General features: G+C 60.5%; 10 protein-coding genes. 7 read left to right on the top strand and 3 right to left on the bottom strand.

What is annotated here, in order from left to right:
* The first annotated feature begins 247 nt into the window (after positions 1 to 247).
* The 6 genes from PMI18_RS27630 (at position 248) to yccS (ending at position 9,844) form a co-directional block, all read left to right on the top strand.
* Complete coding sequence (locus PMI18_RS27630; RefSeq protein WP_007894967.1) at positions 248 to 1,690, top strand: TldD/PmbA family protein; 1,443 nt, start codon at positions 248 to 250, stop codon at positions 1,688 to 1,690.
* Positions 1,690 to 3,039 (top strand): TldD/PmbA family protein, encoded by a 1,350-nt coding sequence (locus PMI18_RS27635; protein ID WP_007894966.1) that lies wholly within the window; start codon positions 1,690 to 1,692, stop codon positions 3,037 to 3,039. Before PMI18_RS27630 ends, PMI18_RS27635 begins: the two co-directional genes overlap by 1 nt.
* A 189-nt stretch (positions 3,040 to 3,228) precedes the next feature.
* On the top strand, positions 3,229 to 4,656 hold the full coding sequence (gene mdtD, locus PMI18_RS27640; protein ID WP_007894965.1) for a multidrug transporter subunit MdtD: 1,428 nt from the start codon (positions 3,229 to 3,231) through the stop codon (positions 4,654 to 4,656).
* Between the two features lie 133 nt (positions 4,657 to 4,789).
* Positions 4,790 to 6,127, top strand: coding sequence for an ATP-dependent RNA helicase DbpA (dbpA, locus tag PMI18_RS27645; protein ID WP_238542572.1), 1,338 nt, complete (start codon positions 4,790 to 4,792; stop codon positions 6,125 to 6,127).
* A gap of 131 nt (positions 6,128 to 6,258) precedes the next feature.
* The gene (locus PMI18_RS27650) at positions 6,259 to 7,437 is read left to right on the top strand and encodes an NAD(P)/FAD-dependent oxidoreductase (RefSeq protein ID WP_033035652.1); all 1,179 of its coding nucleotides are present in this window, start codon (positions 6,259 to 6,261) and stop codon (positions 7,435 to 7,437) included.
* Between the two features lie 223 nt (positions 7,438 to 7,660).
* On the top strand, positions 7,661 to 9,844 hold the full coding sequence (gene yccS / locus PMI18_RS27655) for a YccS family putative transporter (RefSeq protein WP_007894953.1): 2,184 nt from the start codon (positions 7,661 to 7,663) through the stop codon (positions 9,842 to 9,844).
* A gap of 148 nt (positions 9,845 to 9,992) precedes the next feature.
* Here yccS and PMI18_RS27660 read toward each other — a convergent pair whose 3' ends face one another.
* Complete coding sequence (locus PMI18_RS27660; protein WP_007894952.1) at positions 9,993 to 10,730, bottom strand: substrate-binding periplasmic protein; 738 nt, start codon at positions 10,728 to 10,730, stop codon at positions 9,993 to 9,995.
* 259 nt (positions 10,731 to 10,989) lie between these two features.
* Between PMI18_RS27660 and PMI18_RS27665 the strand changes: the two genes are divergently transcribed.
* On the top strand, positions 10,990 to 11,442 hold the full coding sequence (locus tag PMI18_RS27665; protein ID WP_007894950.1) for a GNAT family N-acetyltransferase: 453 nt from the start codon (positions 10,990 to 10,992) through the stop codon (positions 11,440 to 11,442).
* A gap of 109 nt (positions 11,443 to 11,551) precedes the next feature.
* Here the strand turns inward: PMI18_RS27665 and PMI18_RS27670 are convergent, their stop codons facing one another.
* Positions 11,552 to 11,848 carry a winged helix-turn-helix domain-containing protein gene (locus tag PMI18_RS27670; protein ID WP_007894945.1) on the bottom strand — a complete coding sequence of 99 codons (297 nt, stop codon included), beginning with the start codon at positions 11,846 to 11,848 and terminating at the stop codon, positions 11,552 to 11,554.
* A gap of 39 nt (positions 11,849 to 11,887) precedes the next feature.
* Positions 11,888 to 12,379 carry a M48 metallopeptidase family protein gene (locus tag PMI18_RS27675; protein WP_007894944.1) on the bottom strand — a complete coding sequence of 164 codons (492 nt, stop codon included), beginning with the start codon at positions 12,377 to 12,379 and terminating at the stop codon, positions 11,888 to 11,890.
* Positions 12,380 to 12,418: the final 39 nt, after the last annotated feature.

Here is a 12,418-nt window from a genome sequence, read left to right as displayed (position 1 = left end):
GCCCGCTCCCACAGGTTTCGGGTTGGATTGCAAATGTGTGATCCACCCAAGATCCCTGTGGGAGCGGGCTTGCCCGCGAAGGGGCCCGACCAGACAACACATCTCGACCTGACACATCCTGGCAATCACTCCCTACACCGCTGCGCCCTTGATCTACCCCCCGCCCAGGCCTAATCTAGCGCCACGCAAACGCTTCACCCCCTCGCAATACCGATACATCGCAACTCCATACCAAGGAGGTTCCCGAATGTTCGATTTCCACCCCCAGCTCAAGCAGCGCTTCGCTGCCTTGCGCACGGGCGCTGAATTCTTTTCGCTGCGTTATGTGCGCGAGTCCGGCCAGTACCTGTCGGTGCGCAAGAACGTCGCCGAACCGCCGAGCCTGAGCCGCGACGAAGGCGCGATGCTGACCGTTCGGGTCAACGGCGTCGAAGCCTATGCCGCCACCAACGACTTGTCCCAATCCGGCCTGCAAGCCGCGCTGGAGAAAGCCGAGCAACAAGCCCGTCGACTCAAGCCTCACGCCCTGCTCGACCTGCGCGAGCAAGCCGTCTCCAGCGACCGCGCCGACTATTTCTCGCCCAACTTCGACCAGCCCTTCCCGTCCCTCAGCGATTGCTACCAGTTGCTCGGTGCCGAATCCGCCGCCGTGCCCAAGGACGAGCGACTGGTGAACTGGCAGGCGAGCATCGGCATCACCAACGTCGAGCAAATCTACCTCAACAGTGCCGGTGCCGAGTTGCGTCAGGCCCAGCGCTTCGTCTACCCGAGCCTGGACGTCACCGCCTACGACGGCAACGACAGCCAGACCCGCACCCTGGGCCGTGAGAATTTCGGCCAACAAGGCGGCTTTGATGTGATCAGCCGTTGCGGCCTGATCGGTGCCGGCCCGAAAGTCGCCGATCAGGCGCTGCAATTGCTGCTGGCGCCGAACACCCCGCAAGGCCCGCGCGACTTGCTGCTGATGCCCGACCAGATGATGCTGCAGATCCACGAGTCCATCGGTCACCCGCTGGAACTGGACCGCATCCTGGGCGACGAGCGCAATTACGCCGGCACCAGTTTCGTCAAGGCAGAAGACTTCGGCAGCCTGCAATACGGCTCCGAACTGCTCAACGTCACGTTCGACCCGGACATCCCCGAGCAACTCGCCAGCTACGGCCATGACGACGACGGCAGCGCCGCGAGCAAGCAATTTCTGATTAAAGAAGGTTTGCTGCTGCGTCCGCTCGGTGGTGCGCTGTCGCAATTCCGTGCTGGCCTCGACGGCGTAGCCAATAGTCGCGCGTGTGGCTGGAATCGTCCGCCGATCGACCGTATGGCCAACCTCAACATCGAGCCCGGCGATCAGCCGCTGGAACAGCTGATCGGCAATATCGAACACGGCATTTTGATGAGCACCAACCGTTCGTGGTCCATCGACGATGCGCGCAACAAGTTCCAGTTCGGTTGCGAATGGGGTCAGTTGATCGAAAACGGCGAACTCAAGGGTGTGGTGAAGAACCCGAACTACCGGGCGATTTCCGCACAATTCTGGAAAAGCCTCAGCGCTGTCGGCGATGCCAACACCGTCAAAGTGCTAGGCACACCGAACTGCGGCAAGGGCGAACCAAACCAGGTGATCCGCGTCGGTCACGCGTCGCCGGCCTGTGTGTTCAGCAATGTGGATGTGTTTGGGGGAGATGCCTGATGAGTACTGCCACGAGCACTTCAAATAGCCAGGCCGAGTCATTCAAGGACCTGGTCAACTGGCTGCGCGATGCACTGCGCACACCGGAGCAATTCACCCTCAGCTACGCCGCCGAGTCGTCGGCTTTCGTGCGCTTCAACCACGCCATGGTCCGTCAGGCCGGGCAGGTGCAGCAAGCGAGTGTCGGGTTCAAGTTGATTAACGAGGGTCGTCATGCCGATCTGAATATCACGTTGTCGGGCGACCACGAAGTCGATCTTCAGCGTCTGGCCGAAGGTCTGCAGCAGTTGCGCGAAACCTTGCCACTGTTGCCTCAGGACCCGTACCTGCAGCTCAATCATAACGACTGGCAGAGCAACAACGTGCAGGAGCATCCGCTGCCGGACACCGAGCAAGTGGTCGCTGAAATCACCCAGGCTGCTGAGGGCCTGGACCTGGTCGGTTTCTATGCCGCCGGGCCGATCAGTCGCGGTTTCGCCAGTTCCTCGGGCGCGTTCGGCTGGCATCAGGCCAACAGCTTCAACTTCGATTTCAGCCTGTTTCATGAAAACGGTCAGGCGGTGAAAGCCAGCTATGCCGGGCACGACTGGAGCAGCGAAGGTTTTGCCAGGCGCTTCCAGCAGGCCCGCGAGCAGTTGGCGTTTCTGGGTCGACCATTGCGTACGCTGGCGCCCGGCGAATACCGCGCCTATCTCGCGCCGGCGGCGCTGGAAGAAATCATGGGCATGCTGAGCTGGGGCGGTTTTTCGGCCCAGGCGATTGCCAGCAAACAGAGCCCGTTGCAGAAGTTCTACGCCAGCGAAGCCTGCTTCAGCCCCAGAGTATGGTTGAGTGAGCAGGTCAGCGGTTCCTTGAGCCCGGCGTTTTCCGACGAAGGTTATCCTCGCGATGATCTGGGGTTGATCGCCAAAGGCATGGCCAATGCCCGACTGATCAATTCCCGCAGCGCCGCCGAATACGGCCTCACTGCCAACGGCGCGAGCAGCCATGAATACCCGACGGCGCTGGTCATGAACGGCGGCGATCTGGAGCAGAAGGACATCCTCAAGCGCCTCGGCACCGGGCTCTACATCAGCAACCTGTGGTACCTGAACTACTCGGACCAACCGGCGGCGCGCCTGACGGGCATGACCCGGTTTGCGACTTTCTGGGTCGAGAACGGCGAGATTCAGGCGCCGGTCAGCACCATGCGTTTCGATGACAGCGTCTATAGCCTGCTCGGTTCGCAGCTGGAAGCGTTGACCGAGGAGCGTGAATTGCTGCTGTCGGCCAGCACCTACAGTCAGCGGGCGACTGCTTCGGCACTGTTGCCGGGCGCGCTCGTCAGCCGACTTACGTTGACGCTGTAAACACAAACCTGTGGCGAGGGAGCTTGCTCCCGTTGGGCTGCGAAGCGGCCCTCTAGATCGGCAAACGCGTTCTATCAGACATACCGCATTCGCCGGATTTACGACTGCTTCGCAGCCGAACGGGAGCAAGCTCCCTCGCCACAGGGTTCAACGTCGACCATGAATCTGCATTAACCCACAAGAGGTCCCATGCCCAACCGCCCACCTCTCGACGCCGTCACCGCCCGCTGGGTACCGTGGGTTGTGGCCATTGCCTTCTTCATGCAGTCCCTCGACGGGACGATCCTCAATACCGCCCTCCCCGCCATGGCCCGTGACCTGGCCGAAGACCCGCTGCGCATGCAGGGCGTAATCATCGCCTACATGCTCACCGTCGCCTTACTGATTCCCGCCTCCGGCTGGATCGCCGACCGTTTCGGCACCAAAAAGATCTTTTTCGGCGCGATCCTCCTGTTCAGCCTCGGCTCATTGCTTTGCGCCTTGTCGAGCACCCTGAGCATGCTCATCGGCGCCCGGGTGATTCAGGGCCTCGGTGGCGCGCTGATGTTGCCGGTCGGTCGATTGGTGGTGCTGCGTGCCTATCCACGCTCGGAGCTGGTGCGGATCATGGGGTTCATTACCATTCCCGGCCTGCTCGGCCCGCTGATCGGCCCGACCATGGGCGGCTGGATGGTGCAATACCTGACCTGGCACTGGATCTTCCTGATCAACCTGCCGGTGGGCGTCCTCGGTTGCTATGCGGTATGGAAATTCATCCCTGACCTGCGCGGCAGCGAACGCACGCGCTTTGATAGCCTGGGATTTTTGCTGTTCGGCGCGGCGATGGTATTGATCACCATCGCCATGGAAGGCCTCGGCGAACTGCACCTGCCGCACTTGCGGGTGATGCTGCTGCTGTTTGGCGGCATGGCCTGTCTGGCGGCGTATTGGCTGCGGGCCGGGCACATCGACAATCCGCTGTTTGCGCCATCGCTGTTCAAGACCCGGACCTTCGCCGTGGGCATCCTCGGCAACCTGTTCGCTCGGCTGGGTAGCGGCGCATTACCGTTTCTGGTGCCGTTGTTGCTGCAAGTGGCGCTGGGTTATTCGCCGTCACAGGCCGGGATGAGCATGCTGCCCCTGGCTGCGGCCGCGATGGTCGCCAAGTCGGTGGCGCGGCCGCTGATCGAACGGTTCGGCTATCGCAGCGTGCTGACCGGCAACACACTGGCGCTGGGGATCATGCTGGCCAGCATGGGCCTGGTCAGCGAGCAGACGCCGTATTGGCTGCTGCTGGCTCAGTTGGCGGTTCTGGGGGCGATCAACTCCTTGCAGTTCACCGCGATGAACACCGTCACCCTGATCGACCTCGACGACGCCAGCGCCAGCAGCGGCAACAGTTTGCTGTCGGTGGTCGCGCAATTGTCCCTGAGCCTCGGTGTGGCCTGCGCCGGCGCCCTGCTCGGCGGCTTCACGGCAGAGATCGGCAATGACGGCGTGGACACGGTTCTGGGCGCGTTCCAGCTGACATTTGTGACGGTCGGTATCATGGCGATGCTGGCTGCAACCATCTTCTCGCAGCTTTCGCCCAAGGATGGCCGACGGATGGTCAGCCGCGAGCACGATATCGAGCACTGACCCTACGACTTCTCGTCCGGAAACTTCAGGCGAATGGCCATGAGACTGATACACTGCGCGACATTTTGTTTTGCAGGCCAGTCCCGTGACCACCATCGCCACCGCTTTTAATACTTTGCCGCTGTCCGCCGCCATGCTGGCTAACCTCGACTCCCTCGGTTATGCCCAGATGACGCCGATCCAGGCGCAAAGCTTGCCGGTGATCCTCAAGGGGATGGACCTGATCGCCCAGGCCAAGACCGGCAGCGGCAAGACCGCCGCCTTCGGTATCGGCCTGCTGAACCCGATCAATCCGCGCTTCTTCGGTTGCCAGGCGCTGGTCATTTGCCCGACTCGCGAGTTGGCTGACCAGGTTGCCAAGGAAATCCGTCGCCTGGCCCGTGCCGAGGACAACATCAAGGTGCTGACCCTGTGTGGCGGTGTGTCCTTCGGCCCGCAGATCGGCTCCCTGGAGCACGGCGCGCACATCATCGTCGGCACCCCGGGGCGTATCCAGCAGCACCTGCGCAAGGGTTCGCTGGTGCTTCATGGCCTGAACACGCTGATCCTCGACGAAGCCGACCGCATGCTCGACATGGGTTTCTACGATTCCATCGAAGAAATCATCGCCCAGACCCCGGAGCGCCGCCAGACCCTGCTGTTCTCCGCCACGTACCCGGTGGGCATCAAGCAACTGGCGTCGAAATTCATGCGCACTCCTCAGATCGTGAAGGCCGAGGCGTTCCACGACGATACGCAGATCGAGCAGCGCTTCTACGAGATCTCTCCGGAAGAGCGCATGGACGCGGTGGTCAAAGTCCTCGCGCATTTCCGTCCTGCTTCCTGCGTTGCCTTCTGCTTCACCAAGCAGCAGGTTCAGGAAACCGTTGATCACCTGACCTCCAAAGGCATCTCCGCCGTCGGTCTGCAGGGTGACCTGGAACAGCGTGACCGCGATCAGGTATTGGCCATGTTCGCCAACCGCAGCACTTCGGTACTGGTCGCCACCGATGTCGCCGCGCGCGGTCTGGACATCGATATGCTGGACATGGTGATCAACGTTGAACTGGCCCGTGACTCGGAAATCCACATTCACCGTGTCGGCCGTACCGGTCGTGCGGGCGAGAAAGGCATCGCGATCAGCCTGGTCGCCCCGTCCGAAGCCCACCGCGCCCAAGCCATCGAGCAACTGCAGAAGTCGCCGTTGAGCTGGGATCAGCTGAGCAACCTCAAATCCCAGGGCGGCGCACCGTTGCTGCCGGTGATGAGCACGCTGTGCATTGGTGCGGGCCGCAAAGACAAGGTACGTCCGGGCGACATTCTCGGCGCACTGACCGGCGATGCCGGCATCCCGGGTGCCCAGGTCGGCAAGATTGCGATTTTCGACTTCCAGGCTTATGTGGCCGTGGAGCGCGGGATCGCCAAGCAAGCCTTGCAGCGCCTGAACGACGGTAAAATCAAAGGCCGCTCGCTGCGCGTGCGCATCCTCTAACCTGATCGTTCCCACGCTCTGCGTGGGAATGCATCCCGTGACGCTCCGCGTCACATAACGGCGGACGCAGAGCGTCCATGGCGGCATTCCCACGCAGAGCGCGGGAACGATCATTGTGTGAGGACACCGTTTTGCGCTCTACCGAAGTCGTGATCATTGGCGCTGGCGCCGCAGGGTTGATGTGTGCGCTGACCGCCGCCGGGCGCGGGCGCAAGGTGATGTTGCTCGATCATGCGAACAAGGCCGGCAAGAAAATCCTCATGTCAGGCGGTGGCCGCTGCAATTTCACCAACATGTACACCGAACCGGGCAATTTTCTCTCGCAGAACGAGCACTTCTGCAAATCCGCCCTGGCGCGTTACACCCAGTGGGATTTCATCGGTCTGGTGGCCAAACACGGCGTGCCGTACCACGAGAAGAAACTCGGCCAGTTGTTCTGCGATAACAAATCCAGCGACATCCTTGGGCTGCTGCTCGACGAGTGCGATCAGGTCGGCGTCAGCCTGCACCTGGACACCTCGATTCAGACCATCGAGAAGCTGGAAAACGGTTATCTGCTGGATACTACGCTGGGCCAGATCACCTGCGAATCCCTGGTGATCGCCACGGGCGGCTTGTCGATTCCAACCCTCGGCGCCACCGGTTTCGGTTATCAAGTGGCCAAGCAGTTCGGTCACGACCTGCTGCCGACCCGCGCCGGCCTTGTGCCGTTCACCATCACCGATCAGCTCAAGGAGCTTTGCACCGAGCTGTCCGGTACGTCGGTGGATTGCCTGGTGAGCTGCAACGACCAGAGTTTCCGCGAGAACATCCTGTTCACCCACCGAGGCCTCAGCGGGCCGGCGATCTTGCAGATTTCGTCGTTCTGGGAATCCGGCGACACGGTGGAAATCAACCTGATGCCGGATCACGACGTGCCGAGCTGGCTGCAACAGCAGCAGGCCGAACGTCCCAATAGCGAGTTGAAAACCCTGCTCGGTGAAATCTTCACCAAGAAGATGGCCAACCTGTTGGCGGACAACTGGTTCGTCTCCAAACCGATGAAGCAGTACACCCACGCCGAGCTGGCAGACATCGCCGAAAAACTGGCGAGCTGGAAAGTCGTGCCGGCCGGCACTGAAGGCTACCGCACGGCCGAAGTGACCCTGGGCGGCGTCGACACGCGCGAAGTGTCGTCCAAGACCATGGAATCGCTGAAAAGCCCGGGCCTGTATTTCATCGGTGAAGTGCTCGACGTTACCGGGCACTTGGGTGGTTTCAACTTTCAGTGGGCCTGGGCTTCCGGATACGCCGCCGCGCAATTCGTCTGATCGAACCAATAACCTGTGGGAGCGAGCCTGCTCGCGATAGCGGTCTGACAGTCGACATAAATGTTGAATGTACCGGCCTCATCGCGAGCAGGCTCGCTCCCACATTCGTTATGCATTGATCTTTAAAGGAACAGATTTTGCTGTCAGATGTGATCGGCGCCATTGCGTCGACGTCATTAGTGGCTCAATTTAGCGTCATTGCCTCGGAAGGCCTTCGCACTTCATGTCATCGACCACATTTCGGCAGTCTCTGCGTCGCCTCTGGGCGCTGGATAAATTCAGCTACAGCGTGCGGGTATTCATCGCCCTGACCGGCAGCATGGCGCTGTGTTGGTATCAGGATGAAATGGGGCTGCTGATCCCATTGTTCCTGGGGATCATCGCCAGCGCCCTGGCCGAAACCGACGACAGTTGGCAGGGTCGCCTCAACGCGCTGGCCGTGACGCTCGTGTGTTTTATGGTCGCCGCCCTGTCCGTCGAACTGCTCTTTCCCTACCCCGTCCTCTTTATCATCGCCTTTGCCCTGGCCAGCTTCTGCCTGACCATGCTCGGCGCGCTGGGTGAACGATACGGCGCGATCGCTTCAGCGACGCTGATTCTGTCGGTCTACACCATGATCGGCGTGGACCAACGCGGCGGCGCGGTCACTGATTTCTGGCATGAGCCGGTGCTGCTGGTGGCCGGTGCGGCGTGGTATGGCTTGCTCTCGGTGCTGTGGCAGGCAATGTTTTCCAACCAGCCGGTGCAGCAGAGCCTGGCGCGGTTGTTCCGTGAACTGGGTTATTACCTGAAACTGAAATCGTCGCTGTTCGAACCGATCCGCCAGATGGACGTGGAAGCGCGGCGGCTGGAACTGGCCCAACAGAATGGTCGGGTGGTGGCAGCCCTGAACGCCGCCAAGGAAATCATTCTGCATCGGGTCGGCGACGGTCGGCCGGGGGTAAAAGTCAGCCGTTATCTGAAGCTGTACTTCCTCGCCCAGGACATCCACGAGCGCGCCAGTTCCTCACATTACCCCTACAACGCGCTGGCCGAAGCGTTCTTCCACAGCGATGTGCTATTCCGCTGTCAGCGCCTGCTGCGCCAGCAAGGCAAGGCTTGCCGCGCGCTGGCCGAATCGATCCAGATGCGCCAGCCGTTCACCTATGACGCAAGCTTCGCCGAGGCCCTGAGCGACCTGCACGCGTCCCTCGAACACCTGCGCATCCAGAGCAATCCGGCCTGGCGCGGCCTGTTGCGTTCGTTGCGAGCGTTGGCCGCCAACCTCGGCACCCTCGACCGTTTACTCAGCGACGCCAGCAACCCCGATGCGCTCGCAGACGCCACCGACAGCAGCCTGCTCGACCGTTCGCCACGCAGCCTCAAGGATGTCTGGATACGCTTGCGCACGCAGCTGACGCCGACGTCCTTGCTGTTCCGCCATGCCCTGCGCCTGCCCCTGGCGTTGAGCATCGGCTACGGCATGGTGCATTTGATCCACCCGTCGCAAGGTTACTGGATCATCCTCACCACGCTGTTTGTCTGTCAGCCGAATTACGGCGCCACCAGGCGCAAACTCGGGCAGCGGATCATCGGCACTGCCATCGGCCTGACCGTGGCCTGGGCGCTGTTCGATCTGTTCCCTAACCCGTTGATCCAATCGAGCTTCGCCATCGTCGCAGGGGTGGTGTTCTTTACCAATCGCACCACCCGCTACACCCTGGCGACTGCCGCGATCACGCTCATGGTGCTGTTCTGCTTCAACCAGGTGGGCGATGGTTATGGACTGCTTCTGCCGCGACTGTTCGATACCTTGCTCGGCAGTCTGATCGCTGGGCTGGCAGTGTTCCTATTCCTGCCGGACTGGCAAGGTCGACGCCTGAACAAAGTGTTGGCCAACACCCTGACCTGCAACAGCATTTACCTGCGCCAGATCATGCAGCAATACGCCGCCGGTAAAAGCGACGACCTGGCTTATCGCCTGGCCCGACGCAACGCGCACAACGCCGATGCCGCGTTGTCGACGACGCTGGCCAACATGCTGATGGAGCCGGGGCACTTCCGTAAGGAGGCGGACGTCGGGTTCCGTTTCCTGGTGCTGTCGCACACCTTGCTCAGCTATTTGTCGGGGCTGGGGGCACACCGCGAAACCCAACTACCGTCGGACGTGCGCGAGCATTTGATCGACGGCGCCGGCGTGAGCCTGGCCACCAGCCTCGACGAAATCGCCCAAGGCCTGGCGAGCAAACAGTCGATTGCGATTCAGAGTGATGAGGAAGAAGCGCTGGCCAATGGGCTTGAGCAGATGCCGGATGAGATCGATGAAGGGCAGCGGTTGGTGCAGACGCAACTGGCGTTGATCTGCCGGCAGCTGGGGCCGTTGCGGACGTTGGCGGCGCATTTGATCAAGGATACGAGCGAGGCTTGAGATTTTTAGTGACAGGGCCGGCCTCTTCGCGGGCAAGCCTCGCTCCTACAGAATCAGTGTCGGCCACGGGATTTGTGCCAGACACCTAATCTGTAGGAGCGAGGCTTGCCCGCGAAGACGTCAGCTCAGACACCGCAGTCCTTTCAGATCACATCCCATGCTGCTTGAGTAACTTCTCATAACTCCCATCAGCCTTCATCGCCGCAATCTCGCGGTCGAACCCGGCAACGATCTGCTCATGCTGCGGATTCTTCAGGCTCACCAGAATATGCAGGCTGTTCTCGCTCAACGGCTTGGGCAAAAACTCCACGGCATTGCGCACTTTGGATGACTCCCGAGAAAGGTAATACCGAGCGACAAACTCGTCTTCCAGCGTCAGCTTGACCCGGTCGGCCGCGACCATGCGCACGGCCATGGCGAAGCTATGCACGGGTACTTTCTGCAGCGACACATCGTCGTCGAATGCTTGCGAATAGGCATAACCGCGTACTACCGCTATCGGGAAAGTGTGCAGTTGTTGCAGGTTGTTGAATTCGATCGGCGTGTCTTTGCGCTTGAGAAAGCGCACGCGATTGAGCAGGTATTCGCCGGAAAACTGCCCCAGCTTCGTGCGCTCGTCGGTGTACCAGGCGTTGACCAGCACGTCGTAACGCCCCTCGCCCACCCCAAACAAGGCTCGTGCCCATGGCACCTGTTCGAAATTACTGGCATAACCGGCCCGGGCCAGAGCAGTACTGACGATGTCCGTGGCCAGTCCGCCATTGACCAGCGTGGCGTCGGTAAAGGGCGGCCAGGCATCGGCTACCAGACGCAGTTTTTCCGCTGCCGCGCTCTGTGTCAGCAACAGCAATCCAATCAAAGCAAACGCTCGATGCAATCGCGGCATGCCAGAAAATCCTTAGCGGGCGGGCTGCCCGACGTGTTTTTCAGCCAAAACTCCAAGGCCCCTCTACCGGCGAAACCCAGGTCCTAACATTAGCTTATCGACGACATTGCACAGCGCTGCATCGCAGATTACACAAAGAAGACAATCTCGCGAGAAATGAATGATGGCATTTTGGCCTTTGTCACAGATTTCTCTGCCATCAAGACATCCCGCGCCAGGACGCTTAGTATCGGAGCAACGTTGTTCAAGGAATCTGAAGATGACAATCGATTGGGTCTGCAAGCACCACAGTGATCTGGGTAAAGAGCAGCTGTATGCCCTTCTGCAGCTGCGCGCTGAAGTGTTCGTCGTCGAGCAGAAATGCGTTTATCAGGACATCGACGGGCAGGACCTGGAAGGTGACACCTGCCATTTGATGGGCTGGGACGGGGATCGTCTGGTGGCTTACCTGCGTTTGCTCGACCCGGAGTTACAGGGCGGCGACGTGGTGATTGGCCGGGTGATCATTGCTCCCGCTGCACGCGGCACCGGGCTTGGGCATGAGTTGATGAGCCAGGCATTGAAACAGGCCGATAAGCGCTGGCCTGAAGTGCCGGTCTACCTCTCGGCCCAGGCGCATTTGCAGGGGTACTACGGGCGGTACGGGTTTGTGGTGGTGGGTGAGGAATACCTGGAGGATGACATTCCGCATATCGGGATGCGTCGTTCCTGAGGGCCTCTTCGCGGGCAAGCCTCGCTCCTACAAGTTATGTGTCGGCCACCTCCGCCCCTGTAGGAGCGAGGCTTGCCCGCGAAGGCGTCAGCCCTGTCGCCGCAGAAATTCAGGGATATTCCAACACCGCTTTGATTTGCCGCAGATTACGCTCGATCCACCCTCGATCAATCGCCCCCCACTCGCGAATCCGATAGCGTCCCGCATGGTTGCGCGCGCCTTCTTCCTGCTCGAATTCACAAACGATATCCAGATCCGCCAATGCCGCGATGGTGTCCTGGGCCGTGCGCCGAGGCATGCCGGTGACTTCGGTCAACGCCGGGACGCTGCTGGCCAATCCGCTGTCGATCAGGTACGCCACGTATAACCGGCGGTAGAAGCTGCTTTTGGTCTTGCTCACGTCCATCCATGCGCTCCTTATATAAGATCTTTTGATCTTGATCTTCTATTGCATATCCCGCCAAGTCAGGTACACCCGTACATCGAACTCCACCTGGTGATACCCCGGCAACATGTGTTCGCACAGCTTGTAGAACGCCTTGTTGTGATCCGACTCTTTGAAGTGCGCCAACTCATGCACCACGATCATTTTCAGAAACTCGGAGGGCGCGTCCTTGAACAACGAGGAGATGCGAATTTCTTTCTTGGCCTTGAGCTTGCCGCCTTGCACCCGGGAAATCGCAGTGTGCAGGCCGAGCGCGCGGTGGGTCAGGTCCAGACGGTTGTCGAATAACACCTTGTCGATCGCCGGGGCGTTACGCAGGTATTCCTGCTTGAGGTCCAAAGCATAGGTGTACAGCGCCTTGTCGCTCTGCACCCCGTGCTTTTGCGGATATCGCTGGTTCAGGTAGTCGCCCAACCGACCTTCGGCGATCATCTGTCGCACCTGGTCCTGCAACGTAGCGGGATAGGCCTGGAGGTATTTCAACGCGGTCATTGGGGCGGCAACACGAGTCACGAAAAGATCGTCAGTGTA

The organism is Pseudomonas sp. GM102 (assembly GCF_000282555.1).
Taxonomy (GTDB): Bacteria; Pseudomonadota; Gammaproteobacteria; order Pseudomonadales; family Pseudomonadaceae; genus Aquipseudomonas.
The sequence above is the reverse complement of the archived record's forward strand: the minus strand, read 5'-3'. Positions and strand labels throughout refer to the sequence as shown.

Bases quoted from the DNA above. Each gene is read 5' to 3' on its own strand.
- PMI18_RS27630 (WP_007894967.1), top strand. From the start codon at position 248: ATGTTCGATTTCCACCCCCAGCTCAAGCAGCGCTTCGCTGCCTTGCGC.
- PMI18_RS27635 (WP_007894966.1), top strand. From the start codon at position 1,690: ATGAGTACTGCCACGAGCACTTCAAATAGCCAGGCCGAGTCATTCAAG.
- mdtD (WP_007894965.1), top strand. From the start codon at position 3,229: ATGCCCAACCGCCCACCTCTCGACGCCGTCACCGCCCGCTGGGTACCG.
- dbpA (WP_238542572.1), top strand. From the start codon at position 4,790: ATGCTGGCTAACCTCGACTCCCTCGGTTATGCCCAGATGACGCCGATC.
- yccS (WP_007894953.1), top strand. From the start codon at position 7,661: ATGTCATCGACCACATTTCGGCAGTCTCTGCGTCGCCTCTGGGCGCTG.
- PMI18_RS27660 (WP_007894952.1), bottom strand. From the start codon at position 10,730: ATGCCGCGATTGCATCGAGCGTTTGCTTTGATTGGATTGCTGTTGCTG.
- PMI18_RS27665 (WP_007894950.1), top strand. From the start codon at position 10,990: ATGACAATCGATTGGGTCTGCAAGCACCACAGTGATCTGGGTAAAGAG.
- PMI18_RS27670 (WP_007894945.1), bottom strand. From the start codon at position 11,848: ATGGACGTGAGCAAGACCAAAAGCAGCTTCTACCGCCGGTTATACGTG.
- PMI18_RS27675 (WP_007894944.1), bottom strand. From the start codon at position 12,379: ATGACCGCGTTGAAATACCTCCAGGCCTATCCCGCTACGTTGCAGGAC.